Origin of the sequence: Fictibacillus phosphorivorans, from assembly GCF_001629705.1 — a bacterium.
Classification (GTDB): domain Bacteria; phylum Bacillota; class Bacilli; order Bacillales; family Fictibacillaceae; genus Fictibacillus; species Fictibacillus phosphorivorans_A.
This window is the reverse complement of record NZ_CP015378.1, coordinates 3597940-3617492: the sequence shown is the minus strand read 5'-3', so window position 1 is coordinate 3617492 and position 19553 is coordinate 3597940. Positions and strand designations below refer to the sequence as shown.

General features: G+C 42.5%; 15 protein-coding genes. 12 read left to right on the top strand and 3 right to left on the bottom strand.

Features of this window, described 5'->3' with window-relative positions; all coding sequences use genetic code 11:
• The first annotated feature begins 17 nt into the window (after positions 1 to 17).
• Together ABE65_RS18455 and ABE65_RS18450 are read left to right on the top strand one after the other, a co-directional pair.
• Positions 18 to 1238: a glucoamylase family protein gene (locus tag ABE65_RS18455; RefSeq protein WP_066398197.1), complete on the top strand. Its 1221-nt coding sequence runs from the start codon at positions 18 to 20 to the stop codon at positions 1236 to 1238.
• On the top strand, positions 1235 to 3646 hold the full coding sequence (locus ABE65_RS18450) for a beta-galactosidase (RefSeq protein ID WP_066398194.1): 2412 nt from the start codon (positions 1235 to 1237) through the stop codon (positions 3644 to 3646). The genes ABE65_RS18455 and ABE65_RS18450 overlap by 4 nt, the downstream gene beginning before the upstream one ends.
• Positions 3647 to 3951: 305 nt before the next feature.
• Here ABE65_RS18450 and bglX read toward each other — a convergent pair whose 3' ends face one another.
• Positions 3952 to 6123, bottom strand: coding sequence for a beta-glucosidase BglX (bglX, locus tag ABE65_RS18445; RefSeq protein WP_066398192.1), 2172 nt, complete (start codon positions 6121 to 6123; stop codon positions 3952 to 3954).
• 325 nt (positions 6124 to 6448) lie between these two features.
• Here bglX and ABE65_RS18440 point away from each other — a divergent pair, with 325 nt between their 5' ends.
• Both ABE65_RS18440 and ABE65_RS18435 read left to right on the top strand, forming a co-directional pair.
• On the top strand, positions 6449 to 6988 hold the full coding sequence (locus tag ABE65_RS18440; protein ID WP_066398191.1) for a sigma-70 family RNA polymerase sigma factor: 540 nt from the start codon (positions 6449 to 6451) through the stop codon (positions 6986 to 6988).
• An 11-nt stretch (positions 6989 to 6999) separates the two neighbouring features.
• The gene (locus tag ABE65_RS18435; protein WP_066398189.1) at positions 7000 to 7986 is read left to right on the top strand and encodes a DUF4179 domain-containing protein; all 987 of its coding nucleotides are present in this window, start codon (positions 7000 to 7002) and stop codon (positions 7984 to 7986) included.
• 59 nt (positions 7987 to 8045) lie between these two features.
• Here the strand turns inward: ABE65_RS18435 and ABE65_RS18430 are convergent, their stop codons facing one another.
• Entirely contained in the window at positions 8046 to 8273 is a 228-nt protein-coding gene (locus tag ABE65_RS18430; protein ID WP_066398186.1) for a hypothetical protein, read from the bottom strand.
• Between the two features lie 131 nt (positions 8274 to 8404).
• Between ABE65_RS18430 and ABE65_RS18425 the strand changes: the two genes are divergently transcribed.
• The 6 genes from ABE65_RS18425 to ABE65_RS18400 all read left to right on the top strand — a co-directional run bounded on the left by ABE65_RS18425 (position 8405) and on the right by ABE65_RS18400 (position 15322).
• On the top strand, positions 8405 to 8929 hold the full coding sequence (locus tag ABE65_RS18425) for a type 1 glutamine amidotransferase domain-containing protein (RefSeq protein ID WP_066398184.1): 525 nt from the start codon (positions 8405 to 8407) through the stop codon (positions 8927 to 8929).
• Between the two features lie 422 nt (positions 8930 to 9351).
• Positions 9352 to 10863, top strand: a complete 1512-nt coding sequence (gene argH / locus ABE65_RS18420) for an argininosuccinate lyase (RefSeq protein ID WP_066398181.1) — start codon at positions 9352 to 9354, stop codon at positions 10861 to 10863.
• A gap of 103 nt (positions 10864 to 10966) precedes the next feature.
• A complete protein-coding gene (locus ABE65_RS18415) occupies positions 10967 to 12271 on the top strand; it encodes a C40 family peptidase (protein WP_066398179.1) in 1305 nt (434 codons plus the stop codon).
• Between the two features lie 137 nt (positions 12272 to 12408).
• Positions 12409 to 14418, top strand: coding sequence for a penicillin-binding transpeptidase domain-containing protein (locus ABE65_RS18410; RefSeq protein ID WP_231887825.1), 2010 nt, complete (start codon positions 12409 to 12411; stop codon positions 14416 to 14418).
• Between the two features lie 129 nt (positions 14419 to 14547).
• Positions 14548 to 15039, top strand: coding sequence for a VanZ family protein (locus ABE65_RS18405; protein WP_066398176.1), 492 nt, complete (start codon positions 14548 to 14550; stop codon positions 15037 to 15039).
• 46 nt (positions 15040 to 15085) lie between these two features.
• Positions 15086 to 15322 (top strand): DUF2584 family protein, encoded by a 237-nt coding sequence (locus ABE65_RS18400; RefSeq protein WP_197480321.1) that lies wholly within the window; start codon positions 15086 to 15088, stop codon positions 15320 to 15322.
• A 30-nt stretch (positions 15323 to 15352) separates the two neighbouring features.
• Here ABE65_RS18400 and ABE65_RS18395 read toward each other — a convergent pair whose 3' ends face one another.
• On the bottom strand, positions 15353 to 16093 hold the full coding sequence (locus ABE65_RS18395; RefSeq protein ID WP_066398170.1) for a C39 family peptidase: 741 nt from the start codon (positions 16091 to 16093) through the stop codon (positions 15353 to 15355).
• A 363-nt stretch (positions 16094 to 16456) separates the two neighbouring features.
• On the opposite strand from ABE65_RS18395, the gene ABE65_RS18390 reads away from it, so the two are divergent.
• Both ABE65_RS18390 and ABE65_RS18385 read left to right on the top strand, forming a co-directional pair.
• Complete coding sequence (locus ABE65_RS18390; protein ID WP_066398169.1) at positions 16457 to 17296, top strand: C40 family peptidase; 840 nt, start codon at positions 16457 to 16459, stop codon at positions 17294 to 17296.
• Positions 17297 to 17422: 126 nt separating this feature from the next.
• A complete protein-coding gene (locus tag ABE65_RS18385) occupies positions 17423 to 19534 on the top strand; it encodes a S8 family serine peptidase (protein ID WP_066398168.1) in 2112 nt (703 codons plus the stop codon).
• Positions 19535 to 19553: the final 19 nt, after the last annotated feature.

The window sequence follows — 19553 nt, the reverse complement described above, 5'->3', positions numbered from 1 at the left end:
CGAGAGGAGATCTAACGATGGATACACAAAAACTATTGGACCTTGAAGCAAAAGGATGCTTTGATTTCTTTTGGAACGAAGCAAACACGGATAAAAACAGCCCAGGATACGGGTTGATCCTGGATCAGTCAGCGAACAAAAAAGTAGCAAGTATCGCATCAAACGGGTTCGGATTAACGGCGATCATCATCGGAATCGAGCGCGGCTGGATCACGAAAGAAGAAGGGTACGAGCGTACGAAAGGGACGCTTGAAACGTTCTTGAACAACGTGGAACACGCGAGCGGTTTCTTTTATCATTTCTTAAACGTGCAGACAGCAAAGAAAAACGAAGAGTGGTATGACTGCGCGTCGATCATCGATACGGGAATCTTCCTATGTGGTGCCGTAACTTCTGCTGAATACTTTGGCGGAGAAATCGCGGAGCTTTTCGAGGAAATTTACGCGCGCATCGATTGGAACGTGTATTATGATGAGCCGGTGAACCAGTTCTACATGGGCTATAACCCGGAAACGGGCGGCTTCCACCATTGGGATATGTACGCGGAGCAGATGATGACGTATGTGCTTGGCGTGGCATCTCCTACACATCCAGTTCCGGCAAAAATTTATGACGGCTTCGAGCGCAGAAAAGGGACGTACAAAGATTACGAATACATTCACGCGCCAGGAAACGCGATGTTCGTTCACCAATATTCGCATGCGTTCATCGATTTTAGAGATATCGTCGACGGAGACGGAATCAATTGGTACGAAAACTCGGTAAAAGCATCTCTTGCGAACCGTGCGTTCTGTAAAGAAAAATCAAGTGAGTTCAAGACGTATCACGAGAATGCTTGGGGCTTAACGGCTTGTGCGAGTCCGACCGGCTACCGTGTTCCAGGAGCTCCTCCTTATTATGAAGGTTGTGAACCTGAACTAGAAGGTACGATCGCACCGACGGGAGCAGCGGGATCAATCGTGTTCACACCAGAAGAGTCCATCGCAGCGATGAAGTATTTTTACGAAGAGCATCCTCAGCTTTGGGGTGAGTATGGTTTCCAAGATTCTTATAACCTGGACGTAACGCCAGCTTGGTATTCAGACCATGTAATCGGAATCGACAAGGGTATCACGCTTCTTATGATCGAAAACTATCAATCAGGTCTCGTGTGGGATCTTTTTATGAAAAATAAGTTTGTGAAACAAGGTGCTGACTTGTTAGGGTGGAAAAAGACAGAAGGAAGTCCTGTTAAATGATTGAGATTAAAAACAAACAGATCATCATCGACGGTAAGCCCGTTCTGATCACGTGCGGTGAGATTCATTATTACCGTCTTGATAAAAGCGATTGGCAAGACCGTTTAGATAAACTAAAAGAAACAGGTTGTAACGCCGTGGCCACTTATGTGCCATGGCTTTGGCATGAGCCGGTCGAAGGGCAGTTTGATTTTACGGGTAAAACACGTCCTGAAACAGACCTCGCCGGGTTCATCGACCTTTGTACGGAAAACGGCTTTTATTTCTTCGTTCGTCCCGGTCCGTTCATCATGGCCGAGATGAAAAACGAAGGACTGCCATATTGGGTGTATGAGAAGCATCCGGAGATTATTCCGGTTGGTTGGGACGAAAGCGAACCAACGACACCGACTGTCGATTATCTCGCACCAGGATTTTTACAAGAAGTTCGCAAGTATTATGAAAAAGTGATGGAGATTGTTACGCCGCGCATCTATCCGAACGGCGGAAAAATCATCGCGTTTCAGCTTGATAATGAGATCGGCATGCTGTCATGGGTGAGCAACACACCAGATCTGACGGACAACGTGCTGAACGATTTATCAAATTGGTTGAGTGAACGATACGGAGATAACGTTTCTGACCGCTATCCGTTTCCGTTGGAAGAAAGTGCTGAACGAAACACTGCATTCCGCTCTCCGAAAGAAGAGTATGCAGCGCAACTGTTAAAGGATCTAGGCTATTACATGCGCTACCGCTTCGCCAAATATATCGCGATTTTAAGAGAGTACGCAGAAGAGTTCGGTGTGAAAGACATTCCGTTCGTCGTAAACATCCACGGAACGGGTGGAGGACGTGGGTTCACGTATCCGATCGGAATCAGTCAGCTGTATGAAACGTATAACCAAGGACCTGGATATATCTCGGGTTCTGATATTTATTTTGGCGATCTTGACATGAAAACTTTCCAGGACCTCTACATCATCAACGGTCTGATGGAAGCCGTTCATAACGAGGATCAGCCGTTAACGTCTGTGGAGTTCAACTGTGGTGACGGGAACTTTGGTGAGACGCTAGGTGAGCGCTATGATCCATCAGCTGCAGATTTTAAGTTTAGAATGTGTCTTGCTCAAGGAAACCGACTCATCAACTATTATCTGTTTGCTGGCGGTAAAAATGCGAGACTTGATACGCTTGTTGACGATGGGAACGATCGCATCGCCTCAACAGGTGAGCGTCATGGTTTCGCAGCGCCAATCGGTCCAGAAGGCGACTACAACTATACGTTTCCGCGTATGTCTCGCGTGAACCAAAGTGTGATGGCGGTGAGTGATAAACTCGCGCGTATGAACGAAGAAAGAGATGAAGTATCATTCGCGTTCATCCCGGATTATTATATGACCGAATATCGTTATCCGAAGAGTGAAGTGATGCGTGAGATCCTCTCGAACATCGAGGCGAACCGCGGTGCTGGCGCGTGGGAAATCATGGGCCGTGCGATGCTGCTTAACGGTTATCGTTTTACAGCGGTTGATGTGCAGAACAAACCCCTGGATGTGACGAAAACCCCTGTCCTAGCGCTGCCATCCGCTCGTTACATGGACAGTGCGATTCAAGAGAAACTTGTAAACTATTTAAACGCAGGTGGGAGCATTCTGCTATACGGTGAGGTTCCTCTTTTTGATATGGAAGGGAAAGAATGTACGCTGTTAGCTGAAGCGCTTGGTGTTACGTATAATGGAATAAGCCGTGATGGTCACGGAAACTACCTTTCTATCTATGGTGACAACTGGGCTTCAGCTCAGCCAGAGATTCGTTCAGGATTTGTTCAGCGTTTTGAAGTTGGAGCGAATGTGACTCCGATTCTTAGAGTGTACGGATCGGATGATGTGTGTGGGTTTGAGTCTGAAGTGGGGAATGGACGCGCGATTGTGATCGCCAGCTTCTATCGCTGCGATCTGCCTTTCTTTAAAAACGCTCTCGAACGATTAGGAAGTCGTGCGAAACTAACACATGATTGTCCACACCACGGCATCTTTATGACATCGACAGTTGACGCAGAAGGTGAGCGTTTCCTTCATCTGTTGAACCTAGACGGATTCGATAAAGAATTCACTCTTTATGAAGATGGCGTAGCGTTGTTAGGTGGAAGGAAGCTGTTGTTGCAGAGCAAAGACGGTGTGATGCTGCCTATGAATCTATCGGTTGGACGTGTGAGAATAGCTTATGCAACTGCTGAAATTACCGGTGTAAATGAAGAGTATATCGATTTCCGCCTAACACAAGTGGAAGATGTAATCGCGTTTGACTCTGGAACAAAGATTTTACCGAGTGCTGATTATGTCATTGAAGAAAATGAAGAATTGACGCTCGTTCGCAGCAATAAACATGCGAAGGTGGATGATCAGTTGCGGGTTTTGGTTGGATAGTTAGCGTTCAAAGTAGTAAAGAGGCCTTGGGAGCTGTGTTTGGAAGCTCTCAAGGGCTTTTTTTGTTGAGCGGAGCTGTTTAGCTGGTCTTTCAGCTTGTGTGGAGTGTTTACCGGTGGTGAAAGCCCTTTTAGCGGTGATAGTCTACAAGTTTCAGGTGGTCACGGAGGATTTATCGGTGAAAAAACACACTTTACAGGTGGTCACACCCCAATTACCGGTGAACGCGTAATAAATATAAAAACACGTACCGTAGAACACACAAAAAGGACTGCTCAACACACGAGCAGTCCTCACTTACTATATTACTTAACCAACCTAAACGGAACACTTACCACATCATGGCTGTTTTTCCCGATAAACATCGTAAACTTACCTGCATCACTCTTGAACTCAAGGTTCTCATGGTGATAGCGAAGCATTTCTTCTGTGATCTCAAAAGTTACCTCTTCAGATGCGCCAGGCTCAAGAACAATCTTCTTATACCCTTTTAACTCTTTAACCGGACGAACAACATCACCAGCAATATCACGGATATATAGCTGAACAAGCTCTTCACCAGCAACATCGCCTGTATTCGTAACGGTTACAGAAGCCGTAATCGCTCCATCTTCTGTCAGCACATCACCCGACAACTTCACATCGTCATATTTGAACTCTGTATAGCTCAACCCGAAACCGAACGGGAATAGAGGCTCGTTCGGAATGTCCAGATAATGAGACAGATAGCGCTCTTTATTTTCTGGAGTCGGCTGCGGACGACCGGTGTTGAAGTGATTGTAATAAACCGGCACCTGACCAACTGAATAAGGGAACGACATCGATAAACGACCAGATGGATTCACATCTCCAAATAAAAGATCAGCGATCGCAGCACCCGCTTCAGTACCTGGATACCAAGCTTCTAATACTGCATCCACTTGATCTACCACACCATGAAGATCGAGTGGACGACCGTTAAAGAGAACCGTTACGATCGGCTTACCTACCTTTTTCATTTCCTGAATCAATTGAAGCTGAGGCTCAGGGAGACGAATGTCAGCACGGCATCCCGCTTCACCACTCATGAATGACGCTTCTCCAAGTGCGAGCACGATCACGTCCGCATCACTCGCAACACGAATTGCTTTTTCCAACTGCTCAGTTGTTACAGATTCAACCTCACAACCATCCGCAACGGTTAATAGAGATGGATCAGTCAGTTTACCCAACAGACCTGTGTCTACTTTTACCACATCATCAAACGCACCTTGCCACGACCAAGGTCCCATCAAATCACCATTTGTAGCGAAGGGACCGATCAGTGCTATCTTTTGTGTTGGTTGAAGAGGCAGAACACTACCTTCATTTTTTAAAAGAACACAAGACTTAGCAGCAAGTTCACGTGCAACATCACGGTGCTCGTCGCACAAAATCACTTCTTCCGCACGCTTCTCATCAGCACCACGGTAAGGATCTTCAAAAAGTCCGAGCTTCTGTTTCAACGTTAGAATACGTTCTACCGACTCATCAACGAGAGATTCCGATAACTTGCCGCTTTCCACAAGCTCTTTCACATGGTCGACGTAGCACGTTGTCATCATTTCGATGTCAACACCAGCTGTGAGCGCTTTATACGCCGCTTCTGCTTCGTCTTCCGCCACACCGTGCGGAAGCTGCTCTTTTACAGCACCCCAGTCCGAGATAATCACACCATCGAAGCCCCACTCGTCACGAAGAAGGTCGCGCATTAGCTTTTTGTTCGCCGTTGCCGGAATCCCGTCCACTGTATTGAACGCCGTCATCACCATCTCACAGCCCTCATCAAGCGCTGCTTTATAAGCTGGCAGGTAAGACTCGCGAAGCTGGCGTTCAGACATGTTCACCGTATTATAATCGCGTCCGCCTTCAGGAGCGCCATATGCCGCAAAGTGCTTCACGCAAGCTGCAACACGGTCTTTGTCGTTCGTGAGATCTGTTCCTTGAAAACCACGAACGAACGCACGAGCGAACTCACTGTTCAAGAAACCATCTTCACCCGTTGATTCCATCACACGGCCCCAGCGTGGGTCACGAACGAGGTCGACCATTGGCGCGAACGTTACGTGAACACCTGAAACAGATGCTTCTTTCGCTGCGATTTCTGCACTTTTTTCAGCAAGATCCATATCCCATGAACAACCGATCGCAAGAGGTACCGGAAAGATCGTCTTAAAGCCATGTACAATATCAGCCATCATCAATAAAGGAATGCCATGACGGTTTTCTTTTAGGTGTGCTTCTTGAATGTTGCGCGTTTCACGAGCTCCTGATCCACCAAGAACAGATCCCGTATTACGAATCACGTCATCCGTAATCCCCATCTCCTGCATAGGACCTGTGATGAAGCCTTGATCAGATGAACCTTTAAAGAAAGGCGTAGCAAGCTGAACCAACTGCGCGATCTTTTCTTCGAGTGTCATGTCTTGAATTAAGTGTTGCACGTTTTGCTTAAGCATAAAGAAAACCTCCTGGATATCGTTTAATGTGTATGGTCTGACGTAATCGAAACGTTTCGATAAACCTGATAATAAAAATTATAAGCGCTTTCATTTTGAGAGTCAATAAAAAATCGAAACGATTCACTAGATTTAAGTCGTTATTTAATCAATGAACTTTTATAGACAACCCTTTAAGAAATAAAGGTATGATTTATAGCGTAGTGTACTTCCAAAAGATTTCTTCCTTAACAAATAATAGATATATTTTTCGCAAGTGATAGATTTCCAGCATTCACTTCGTATTACATAGTAGGTACCAATAACCAGCAGGAGGGGTGTACGATTGAAAGTCACTGAAACCAATGTTGTACAACAACTAATAAATAAGAATGAAAATGCAATCACTTTTATGATCCAGCAGCACGGTGGGCTTCTTACAGCAATCATCAAACGTCATGTGAACAATCAGCAACAAGATTATGAGGAATGCTTAGACGATGTGTTGCTATCGGTATGGGACAATATTCATTCCTTTGATCCTACGAAAAATACGTTCAAACAATGGATTGCAGCTGTTGCGAAATATAAAGCCATTGATTATCAGAGAAAACAGATCTCTCTCCAAAAACAGCAATTCTCAGTAGCGGAATTTCATGATTCCATCCTACCGACGCAAAAGCCACAAGAAGAGAACCTTCTTCATGAGTTGCTACAACAATTGCCTCCAAATGAACGGAGAATTTTTCAAAAGTATTATTTAGAAGGAAACACATCAAGTGAGATCGCTCATGAATATAACGAGAGAGAGTCTTGGGTGTACAACAAGCTATCCAGAGGACGTAAGAAACTAAAAGGCTTTTTGTTTCAAAATAACGAAGCATGAGGAGTGGGGATATGACAATCTATCAAAAATTAAATGAACTCGATATGGATATAGAACAATACGAAGAGCAAGACCTCTCACATTTTGAAAAAAAGCAATGGGAAAAGCGAGTACGAAAGAAAGTCAAAAAACAAAAGCCATCGCAGGTAAAGAAGTATATGGGTGTAGCAGCGGCGATGCTCATAGCAACAGGAATATCACTGAGTACTGGAATCGTCTCTATAGCAAATATGCCGTTTGTAGGCGAGACCATCGAAAAGTATTTGAATCAAAACGAGAGTCTTGACTTTTCTTCCTATAAAACAGCGATCGGACAAACCGCTGAAAACGAGAAGGGGAAGTTAACGTTGAACGAAGTGATGATTGATGGCGGACGTTTACTTATAAGCTCGACCTACGAACCAGCAGATGGGATCGACTTTCATCATAAGATGCACCCTATGCCAAAAGTGAAGATGAATGGAAAAGATTTAACGTCAAGTACTGGCGGGCAGTCGGTTGAACTAAACAATTCTATGTTTACGGTTTACAACGAAGTTCAATTAAAAGAGATACCGATGGGGGAGAAGATTCAGTTTCATATTGAATACGATCGCTTAGATCTAGAATTGAAGATGAATCAGCCGTGGGTGTTTGATATTGAAGTCCCAACTGAAAAGTTAGCAGCGGATAGCAAAACGATTACGCTTGATCAAAACATACAACTCGAGAACAAACGCTCTATAAAACTCGAAAAAATGATAGTGACTCCAATCTCAACCGTGCTGTATTATGACTGGCCAGGCGAAGAGAACCACATTGCTTTTAAAATTGTAAGTCAATCTGGAAAGGAAATCTTGCCAGGCACGGTTTCTGTTACACCGGAAGAATCGTATAACCGATTTAGCGCGATCGATCTAGAATCCGAGAAATTTTATGTAGTACCTTTTGAACACTCAGAAAATCCTGGTGCAGATAATCCGGGTCGTATACCAGAGCTTTCTGTTCCTATAAACTAAGCTTAAAAGCAAAAACACTTGGTGACGACGATCCCAAGTGTTTTTTGCTATCATCACTCTTATTTCACTAAATCACTTAATTTACCGTTTCGTTTCTCTCTTTCGCTTTCATCCGCAAGGTCGTACTTTTTCAAAAGATGAAACACTTCGTTTAAATATGTCTGATCACTATCATCAGATAAAGAGTCGCCAACCTCTATCACCAGTTCACGCGGCATAAATGCGGATTGTTCAGCAAGTTTCTGCTTCACATCTTCTAACGTGTGGTCGATCGTGCATTTGCCCATCTATAATCAATCTCCCTCTGTCTTCTATAGAAAAAATCGTACCATACATTTCTAAGGAAGTGGAAGAATAGTGTCTCAGCTAGGATTCATGTTACGCTATTAAGGATATAAAAATAGTGGAGGTGTTAAACATGCGTTTAAAAGGTAAAAAAGTGCTTAGTCTCGTGCATCATGATTTTGAGGATTTAGAACTGTGGTATCCGATCTTGCGATTGCGTGAAGAAGGGGCAATTGTGGAACTAGTTGGAGAAAAAGCAGGAGAGACGTACATCGGAAAGTACGGTGTTCCGGCTGACGCAGATTATGCGTTTGGTGATGTGAACGCAGAGGATTACGATGCGATCTTAGTTCCGGGTGGTTGGGCGCCGGACAAGCTGCGCCGTTTTCCAGAAGTGATTGAGATGGTTCAGCATATGGAGAATAACAAAAAGCCGATCGGCCAGATCTGTCATGCGGGATGGGTTCTTGTTTCAGCAAAAGTTTTAGACGGTAAAAAAGTAACAAGTACACCTGGAATTAAGGATGATATGGAAAACGCGGGAGCTGAGTGGATTGACGAACCTGTTGTTGTCGACGGTCACCTCGTATCAAGCCGACGTCCACCAGATCTACCGGATTATATGCGTGAGTTTGTTGCGGTTTTAGAGAAAAAGTAGCGTTTTGTATTTAATGAGGCACCCCATTCATGGCGAATCGGGTGTTTTTTTATGGGAGGTAGCATGTTCGGGTGGTTAAGAACGGTTTACCGGTGAAACATGGTAGTCTACAGGTGATCGTACATCATTCACAGGTGAAAACTAATGCATCACAGGTGAAAACAAGCCCTTTACCGGTGAACGTGTAACAAAATATAAAAACACGTACCGTAAATCGGCTTATACCTAACCTTTTTACCCACTCAACCCCGTACACAATTTCATAAGAATACAAAGAACCCGAACCCGGCGCAAATGACGACTGGGTTTTCACATGACTTCACCAACTTTAACCCCGATAACATGATGTAACCGAGTTCCCAACACCCATCTATCTCTATACACTACTAACATCTATTCCTTCAGTGTTAGGAGTGAAAGACATGCCATCCAAAGACGATTTTATCAAACAAGAAGGTTCAACATTCCCAGGTAAAACATACGGGAAACACTTACTGCGACCGGTATTCAACGACCAAAGAGACTATCTTTTTAAACATATGTTTAACATTCACCGCGCACATGTTGTGATGCTTGCTGAGCAAGATATCATAAATAAATGTGATGCCGCAAAAATACTCAGAGGAGTTGAAACCGTAGCAAAAATCGACCCACAAACACTAACCTACGATCCACAATTCGAAGATTTATTTTTCATGATCGAGCACAGAATAAGTGAAGAAATAGGGCCTGATCTCGCGGGTAGTATGCATATGGCACGTAGCAGGAACGACATGGGAATCGCCATGTACCGCCTTGTGCTCCGAGAACACATCCTGACACTTACAGAAAGCGCACTATTACTCGCAACAGCCCTTCAAGAAAAAATAGACGAACATGCCGAAACCATCATGACGGCCTATACCCACACCCAACCCGCACAGCCGACAACGCTCGGCCATTACTTAACAGCTGTGCTAGACATCCTTTTACGAGATATCGACCGTCTTCAATCTGCTTACAAAACTGTGAACTGTTCACCAATGGGAGCGGCAGCACTCTCTACAACGAGTTTTCCAATCGACCGCGATAAAGTTTGTGAACTGCTCGGTTTCTCTAAACTTATTGAGAACTCGTACGACGCAGTTGCAGGTGCTGATTATTTGATAGAAACAGCGACTGCTGTTTTAACGTTGATGACGAACAGCGGTCGTTGGGTTGGAGACTTCCTTCAGCTCGTTACCCGTGAACACGACATCATAAAAGTTGCAGACCCATACGTGCAGATCAGCTCGATCATGCCGCAAAAACGAAATCCGGTTTCCATCGAACACTCGCGGGCTCTTGCCAGTTCATCAGCAGGAGAGGCACTCGCGGCAATCCATATGATTCACAATACTCCTTTCGGCGATATCGTGGATACCGAGGACGATCTTCAGCCACATTTATATAGAAGTTATGAAAAAGCGAACAGGGTGATGCACCTCATGCATGCGGTCATCCGGACGATGGAAGTGAACAAAGATCGAGCTTTAGCTCGTGCGAAAACATCTTGTATCACGATTACAGAGCTTGCGGACTACTTAGCAAAAGAAAAGAGTGTTCCATTTCGAACAGCTCACAAAATAGCGAGCGCAATCGCGAAGAAGTGCTCATTAGAAAAGATCGAACTTAACGAACTACCTCTTCAAATGGTTCAACAAATCTTGTCCTCTCATCAACAACATCTATCTCTCAGCCAAAAAGATTGGGATGACATCATCTGTCCGGTTCAATTCGTGAAAAGACGCCGCATTCAAGGCGGTCCGAATCACGATGAGGTGAGGAGGATGGCTGGAGTACGACGCACTGTGATAAATGATCTAGTGAAGGATGTTGAGCAAAGGAAATCGACCCAAACTACAGCAGAAAATAAGCTGCAATGTGCAATTTGTAGTCTAATAGAAGGAAATTAAAAAAGCCAGCAGGCTTTTTTTCTTTTCCTGTCGAAAATACAATTAAATATTTATCCATAATTGCCGATAAATGTAATAAACGGTATTTTTGAAGGAGGAGAACATGGAGAACACGGTTGTAAAACGGTTAGTGATGACTTCTGCGTTTGCTGGTGCATTTTTTGCTGTTCCTCTCGTTGGTGAAGCCGCTCTAGGTGATAACACCCTTAAACAGGGGACAACGCATGCGGATGTTCAGCAGTTGCAATCCATTTTAAAGCAAAAAGGATACTTCAAAGATTCACAAACGACAACGTATTTTGGACCGGTTACAAAAAAGGCAGTTATGGATTTTCAGAAAGCGAACGGACTCGTGGTAGATGGGATCGTGGGGAAAAATACGTATAGCAAGCTGTTGCAGAAGTCGTTTCAAGAAACGGCCCCAAAACCAGCACCAGTAAAGCCAATAACAGCAAAGCCAGTTTCCTCAAAACCAGCGGCAAAGACTTCTTCCAAAGAGATGAAGCTTTATTCCACAGGACAAGCTGTCATGAAGCTTCAGAAAGATCTTAAGTTCCTTGGTTTTTTTACATATTATAAAACGACCGATTATTATGGAACGATCACAACAGAAGCGGTTCGAAAATTTCAGATCAGCCAAAAATTAAAAGCGACAGGCGTAGCTGATGCGAAAACGCAAGAAATGATCGCCAAAGCTGTGGCGGCTAAAAAAGCACCGGTGGCTCCACCTGCACCAAAACCAACGCCGGCCCCATCAAAACCGGCGACACCACCAGCAACATCAAAGCCCCAGCCAAGCACTTCTAAAGACTTGAAGTTCGGCACAACAGGACCGGAAGTCAAACAGTTACAAACGCGACTCAAGAATTTAGGTTTCTTCAAATATCCGATGATCACGGACTATTTCGGGACGGTCACAGAAGATAGTGTTGAAGCATTTCAAAAGGCACACGGTTTACCTGTCACAGGAATCGTAACCAAAACGGTTTTGGACAAGATGACTGAAGTGGAGAACAAAAAGCCAGACCCAGTTAAAACGCCGAATGAAATTACGATTAACGTGATTGCGAACGCGGCAGAACTTATGGGAACACCGTACGTTTGGGCAGGAACGACCCCGAGCGGTTTTGACTGTAGTGGCTTTATTCAATATGTGTTTGCAAAAGAGAACGTTTCACTTCCAAGAACGGTTGCTCAGATGTGGAACGCTACAACAGCTGTTTCTAAGCCAGCTGTTGGGGATCTCGTATTCTTTGAAACCTATGCCTCTGGTCCATCACACCTTGGCATCTATTTAGGAAACGATCAGTTCGTTCATAGCGGATCGAGCACGGGCGTGACGATCAGCAATCTTACTTATAAGTATTGGCAAGACCGATATCTCGGTTCTAAGCGTATTAATTACTAATAATCTATCACCTTGTGCGTATCGTTATCTATGCGCGCAAGGTGATTTTTTTATCATGGCGTTATCACACATTTATTACCATACATTCTGCTATAATGATTAAACAACTGTTTAATGGTAGGGAAAGGAGTTCTGTTTTGAAGAATTTTTATAGAATCATCGTATTGGTAGCACTTTGTTTTGTCTTTTTGACGGCGTGTTCTGAACCGCCAAAGCCAGAATCAACGGTGAAAAAGTATATGGCCGCGTGGCAAAAACAAGATTTTGAGAGTATGTACGACATGCTAGATTCGAAGTCTAAGAAATCTATCTCGAAAAAAGAATTCGTAGATCGGTACACCACGATCTATGGTGGCATTGAAGCTGCAGATCTAAAAGTAAAAGCTTCAGGGAAAGTAAAACAAAATGAGAAAGAAGAAGAAAAGGCTCAATCCTCTTATTCTGTAAAAATGAACACACTTGCGGGTCCAGTGGACTACACGCATAAAATAAAACTGAACCTAGAAGAAAAAGAAGATACAGAGAGTTGGAGAATCGAGTGGAATCCGTCACACATTTTTCCTCAGATGAAGGAAGGGGATAAGATTTCGGCTTCATCCATCGCCCCAAAGCGCGGAGCGATCTTAGACCGTGAAGGAAATCCGCTAGCATTTAACGGAACAGCTTATGAGGTATCGATCGTTCCGCAAGAACTGCCGGAAGATCAAAGCAAAACGATCGTCCCACTCGCAAAAATTTTAGGTATGACACCAGAAGAAGTTCAGAAAAAACTGGATCAGCCTTGGGTTAAGCCTGAATATAGCGTTCCAATTAAAAAAATGCAGACGGATAACCCAGATATTCAAAAAGCCGTCGCACTAGAAGGCGTGCAGTCACCGAAAGCTGAAACGAGACTGTATCCGCTAGGAGAAGCGGCAGCCCATCTAACAGGTTACATCGCACAAGTGAACGCAGATGACCTGAAGAAGTTAGAAGGAAAAGGATATACCGCGCAAGATTTTGTCGGTAAAGCTGGACTCGAGAGATTGTACGAAGAACAGCTTCGCGGTCAAGCGGGTGGAGTTATAAAAGTACTTACGAGTGAAAAAGAAGAAAAAGCGGTTGTCGCAGAAAATGAGGTCGTTAACGGTAAAGACGTGAAAATGACGATTGATAGCGGCGTGCAGAAATCTATCTATGCACAACTTAACGGGGATGTGGGAACTTCATCTGCCATCCACCCAAAAACGGGGGAAGTGCTCGCACTCGTGAACAGTCCTGCCTATAACCCGAATGAGTACACACTCGGAATGACAGAAGCAGTAAGTAAAAAATGGCGGGATAACCCGAAAAATCCATCGCTCAATCGTTTCGTATACACGTATGCACCTGGTTCCGTATTGAAACCAATTACGGCTGCAATCGGAATGGAAAACGGAACACTCAATCAGAATGATGTGATGAATGTGAGCGGAAAGTCATGGCAAAAAGATAAATCGTGGGGCAAGTATACGGTAACTCGTGTAAGCGCAGTGCCAAGTGTGAACCTTGAAAAGGCACTCATCTACTCAGACAACATTTACTTTGCCCAAGCTGCATTGAAAATGGGGCAAGAACCGTTCGTGAACAGCTTGAAAAAGTTCGGATTTGGCGAAGATCTGCCACTCGCGAATCCTTCTACAATAGGCGAAGAGGGAATGACCGAAGTACAGCTCGCAGATAGCGGATATGGTCAAGGAAAGATCGAGATGAGTCCGCTTCACCTTGGAATCTCGTATACGCCATTTTTAAATAACGGTAATCTTTTGAAACCGCAGATTCTTCAAGATGAATCGGCTGGTCAGCCAACTGTTTTGAAGGAAAATGTGATATCTGAAGAAACGGCAGCGATCCTTCGAGATGATATGTCGAAAGTGGTCTCAAACTCAGCGGGAACAGCGCATGACGCCTATATGGCCAAGTTGCCGCTTGCTGGTAAAACGGGAACGGCAGAACTCAAAGCCAGTAAAGAAGATAAAAACGGTATGGAGTTAGGCTGGTTTGTGGCTTACAATACCGAGAACCCGTCACTCCTCGTTACGATGATGATTGAAGATGTAAAGGGCAGAGGCGGTAGCCACTATTTGGTGCCTAAGGTGAAGAAGGTTTTCGAAGATCATGTGAAATAAACCAAAAGACCTCCTTATTGGAGGTTTTTTGGTTACTTCAAAGGCATTCATTTTATCTTTTTTGAGTTCTAAATCATGTGTTATAGTAAGTTCAGTCATGTCATTTTTTAAGCAGGTGGTACGTACTTCATGAAACGATTTTTATTATATGGACTCCCAGTCTTCCTATGGATGGGTATGATTTTTTATGCCAGTTCTCAACCTTACGAGAAACAAGATCTTCGGCCTACACTGTCTAGTAATCTTAATTTAAATACGGTAGAGAATCTTTTTTCATCCATCTCATTTCATTACGCAGGTGACGAAATTAGTATTGAAGCTTTAGGAGCGGCACATTTTCTGGAGTTCTTTATTCGTAAAGCTGCACATTTTTTTACTTATTTTGTTTTAGGTTTCCTGATTTACCGAGCACTTGACAGGTTTTTGTTAAACAATCGTTTAACATTTATGACTTCATGGATTTTAACCATTCTGTATGCCATCTCTGACGAAGTACATCAAGGCTATACACCGAATCGTTCTCCTCATATGGAGGACGTAATGATTGATACGATAGGTGGTCTTATTGGAATCATGATAGCTCTATTCATATACAGGAAAATTCGTACAAAAAGAATTTAGTTTAATGCTACAATAATAGAAAAAGAATGCAGGTGATACCATGCAAATGCCAATGACGATGCAAGCTAACTTAGTGACGACTGGAAGAGAAAAACGTTTAGAAGGAAATGTATTTGAAGTTTCATTAGACGGCTATATGCTCTTCATCTTAGATCATCCTGTACCTGTGCAAAAAAAAGAAAACAGCTCTCCAGTTGGAAAAGCTGTAATTAAAGAATTAACGTGGAAAGAAGATACCACCCATTTAGTTTATGAACTAATCGATCTGCATAGCGTGAACTAACTTTTAAGGAACCTCTCTAGGGGTTCCTTTTTACTTATAGGTAATGGCTTGTGAACCCATCTGTTCCCAAGCTTTTTTAAACTTTTCTAGAGGCAGTTTCCGGTTACTTTGCTGATTTAGCGGATCGTTCACATAAACATGTTCTCGATCAAATCCAGTAATCACAACAGAGTGTTCCTTCCAAGTAATCTGAACTTGTCCCGTAGGTGTGTTCCATGTTCTAAATTCACTTTCAGGCAATGGGCTAAAATCGGAGTTGATTATAATCCAGACCGGAGATCCATTTTCTATGTTAGTCAGCACATTATTAAAGCTCTCACCGCTTATATCCTGAATTCTTCCCGGCAAGTACTCTTCCGCTAACTCTGCAACCGGTTTATGATAAACACCATATCCCATCTTATCAAAGGTATAGATGTCACCGACGAATCCATCATTAGGATTTCCGTAATAATAAGTTCCATTTTCATTTCTATAAGGAGTATCTACCTTCTTAATCCTTTCAGCAAGCTCCATCTTGTTAACATCCACACCAGCGTGTTGAAGGAGCATCGCTAAGGAAGTAACCTCGCATCCCCGGTCTAATTCTGGCATCTGTTGGATGAGTGGAACATGATCAACGAGTACCTTCCCGTTTTCACCTGTAGTTACGCTCTCTTTCTTTTGAGTAGTCTCTTTCTTACTATCAGTCTGCTGTTCATTACTTTGTGTAAATCCAAATAATCCTCCAATTACAAATGCAAATAGTAGGGCGAAAAAAAGTTTCTTCAAGGGGTACTCCTTACAAGGTTTTCTTTTATCTTACCAGACTAGTTAAAGATTTAAGCATAAAGACTATTAAATAGATATGTAGTTCTATAGATGTAATAACAAATACTCTCGAAAATATGCCTTTTTCCCGCAAAAAAACCAGTTGATTACAAATTGTTTAAATATTTTGTCAGAGATGTAATAACAATGTAATAAATTGTCACTATTTTTCGTGGTACCATAGGCATGGGGATAAAGGGACAAGGAATAGGTAGAATTGTACATTATACATAACTTATATCAAACCTTAGATTCATAATCTACTAAACTACTTGGCCCAATTGATGAAATTACATCAAAGTAATCAATTGGAGGGTATTTACATTGAAAAAGAAAGTCATGTCACTCATTATAGCAGCAGGCGTTTTAGTTCCATCGGCAGATTTAGTTCACGCATCATTAGGGGATGATGTTATTAACACAGGCGATAACTTTTTAGGAAAGCCTTATCGCTATGGATCTGCATTCGGAAACACTAGTTCTTTTGATTGTTCTTCATTTACGTCTTATGTATTTTCAAGACATGGCATCACATTGCCTAGAACAAGTATCGGACAAGCTTCAGTCGGTACACCAGTATCAAAAGCAAATCTTCAAAAAGGAGATCTTGTTTTTTACGATACGAACTATGACGGTGTTATTAACCACGCTGGAATCTATGCGGGTAATGGTAAGATGCTTAACGCTCAATCATCGGGAGGTGTCCAATTTACAGATGCCTTTTCTCCATACTATTGGGGAGCACGTTATGTAACAGCAAGGCGTGTGATTAAAGAAACACCAAAGCCAACAGTAACAGCAGCTTCAACGGTGACGAATACTAACGCGCTTACGCATAAAGTGAAGCAAGGTGAGACGCTTTATGGAATAAGCAAAAAGTATAAAACGACTGTAGCAAACATTCAAAAATTAAATGGTTTAAAATCTACTTCATTGCGTGCCGGTCAGGTATTAAAACTAAAAGCACCAGTAGCTACAGCCAAAAAACCAGCAGTCAAGAAAACGACACCTGCTAAAACAGTCACTGCCAAAACGTACACAGTAAAAGCAGGTGACACACTTTGGGGAATATCGAAACAATTTAAAGTCTCTGTTGATCACCTTGTAAAACTTAATCAATTAAAGTCCACATCTATATCTGTTGGACAAAAAATAAAGTTATAAAATGTCGAAAAAAACTTTAAGACGTCGAACTGTCTTAAAGTTTTTTTTATTGGAAAATTAATGTATCCAGGAACCGTTATACCGATATATAATTAATCATCAGAATAGAGAAGGCGGGGGATAATAATGAAAAAATTCATGATCTTAGTACTCAGTATGTTTTCATTCGTATTCTTAGGAGACCAAGTTACGGCAGAGAAAACATCACATGTGCAGTCAGATGAATTTAAGAAATTATTGAAAACAGAAGAACATATCTCAAACGAGCTTTTGCTGACTTTTAAGAAAGCTCCATCTCAAGAGGAGCTAAACACACTTCGAAATAAGTTTCGGATAACAAAAGTAGAAAACATCGGATTACCTAAGCTGTACAATATTACGTTGGAAAAAGGAACAAGTCTTGTACATACAGCAGAAGACCTATCTAAAGTATTCAATATTGAAAGAGCAGAGCCAAACTTTGAATTTAAGACCTCTTATATATCAAAAGAGCCGTTGTTTAAAAATCAGTGGTATTTAAGTAAATTGAACGCAAATCGAGCTTGGGACCAGACGAGAGGCGAGAATCATGTAGTCGTAGCAGTACTGGATGGCGGTGTTCAAATCAATCACCCTGATATAAAAGGAAAGATTGTCAAACCATACAATGCCGTTACAAGAAAAACAACGTTTCCTCCAGATGATCATGCGACGCATGTAGCGGGAATCATCGGAGCTTCTTTTAATAACACGGGTATCGCCGGGATTGCTCCAAATATTAAAATCATGCCTGTCAATGTATTCGAGGGTGAGATGGCTAATACGGCAGATATCATCCGTGGAATTGTTTATGCAGCAGATTCAGGGGCAGATATCATCAACTTCAGCATGGGAGGATATGGCGAAAATTATCCTTTAAAAAGTGCTGTGAACTATGCCCGATCAAAAGGCGTGATCTTGATCGCTGCTGCGGGTAATGATGATACAGATGAACGTACTTATCCTGCTACTTATCCAGGAGTATTAAGTATCAGTTCGAGTGATAAGGCAGACGAAATCTCATGGTTTACCAACTATGGAGATTACATTGATTTTGCGGCACCAGGAGAACAGATCTATTCTACTGTTTCAAACAGCAAATATATGTATATGGATGGCACATCGATGGCAGCGCCGGTCGTATCGGGTACTGCAGCTTTAATGCTATCAAAAAATCCATTGTTATCCGAAAACGATCTAAGAGATCTATTCATTAAATCTTCTACAGACCTTGGGGATAAAGGCTGGGATCTTTATTACGGATACGGAAGAATTAATATTGATAAGGCAGTATTAGATACACCAGCTGCCATTGATAAGCTAACGGTACCAAGTACTTTCTTTATGAAAGGAAACAACTATAGTGCCATCTCGTTTATTCCATACAATAAAGCTAAAGTATCAGCTTACGTTGTTGATTCAAATGGTAAGATGGTGAAGAGCTTTGTTGCGAACAAACAAGGTGCGGGTACGAAGTTATCTTATAATTGGGATGGTAAGGATTCGAAAGGGTATTATGTTGCGTCAGGAAATTACCGTGTAGTCGTAAAGACTGTTGCAGGAGGAAAGTCTTTTTCGAAAGTTTCTTCTATAAAAGTAACAGATCAGATTCCTTTTGTTTTGAATACTGAATCATCATCCCTTTCTTTTTCACCAAAGCTTAAATCTCAACCTATAAAATTTAACTTAAGCAAACAAGCAAAATTAACGGCAAGCGTCTATAACAGCAAAGGGCAGGTCATTGAAACACTCTTTACAAATCGAATGTGGGCTCCTGGAAATCACTATTTTTACTGGTCAGGAAAGAAGAACGGTGAGACACCATATGGAGATGGGACGTATGTGTTAAAACTAACTGCACAAGATTCCTATAATCGTATTATTAAGAAAAATGTGAATGTCACGATTGATACGAAGGCACCCGTTGTAACGGTCGAGTCACCTTCTGTTTATAACGGTACAGGATATGCGACATCCTCATTCAATAATAATGAACAAGGAACGCTTACAGCCAAAATACTAGACTCAAAAGGAAACGCTATTAAAGTATTAACATACAATAAAGCCTATAATGCGGGTCCGCACATTATCAACTGGGATGGAACAGACCAGCAAAATGTTCCGGCTGCTAACGGAGATTATCAATTAAATTTAGTATTTACGGATTTAGCTGGAAACAAAGTTATAACTAATGGTTCACCTATTAAAGTAGAACGATAATAAATCAAAATTAAGGGAC

What these genes read in the sequence shown, in the direction of transcription:
- ABE65_RS18450 (WP_066398194.1), top strand. Translation starts at nt 1,235, where the DNA reads ATGATTGAGATTAAAAACAAACAGATCATCATCGACGGTAAGCCCGTT.
- argH (WP_066398181.1), top strand. Translation starts at nt 9,352, where the DNA reads ATGCCATCCAAAGACGATTTTATCAAACAAGAAGGTTCAACATTCCCA.
- ABE65_RS18415 (WP_066398179.1), top strand. Translation starts at nt 10,967, where the DNA reads ATGGAGAACACGGTTGTAAAACGGTTAGTGATGACTTCTGCGTTTGCT.
- bglX (WP_066398192.1), bottom strand. Translation starts at nt 6,123, where the DNA reads ATGCTTAAGCAAAACGTGCAACACTTAATTCAAGACATGACACTCGAA.
- ABE65_RS18435 (WP_066398189.1), top strand. Translation starts at nt 7,000, where the DNA reads ATGACAATCTATCAAAAATTAAATGAACTCGATATGGATATAGAACAA.
- ABE65_RS18455 (WP_066398197.1), top strand. Translation starts at nt 18, where the DNA reads ATGGATACACAAAAACTATTGGACCTTGAAGCAAAAGGATGCTTTGAT.
- ABE65_RS18430 (WP_066398186.1), bottom strand. Translation starts at nt 8,273, where the DNA reads ATGGGCAAATGCACGATCGACCACACGTTAGAAGATGTGAAGCAGAAA.
- ABE65_RS18425 (WP_066398184.1), top strand. Translation starts at nt 8,405, where the DNA reads ATGCGTTTAAAAGGTAAAAAAGTGCTTAGTCTCGTGCATCATGATTTT.
- ABE65_RS18405 (WP_066398176.1), top strand. Translation starts at nt 14,548, where the DNA reads ATGAAACGATTTTTATTATATGGACTCCCAGTCTTCCTATGGATGGGT.
- ABE65_RS18400 (WP_197480321.1), top strand. Translation starts at nt 15,086, where the DNA reads ATGCCAATGACGATGCAAGCTAACTTAGTGACGACTGGAAGAGAAAAA.
- ABE65_RS18385 (WP_066398168.1), top strand. Translation starts at nt 17,423, where the DNA reads ATGAAAAAATTCATGATCTTAGTACTCAGTATGTTTTCATTCGTATTC.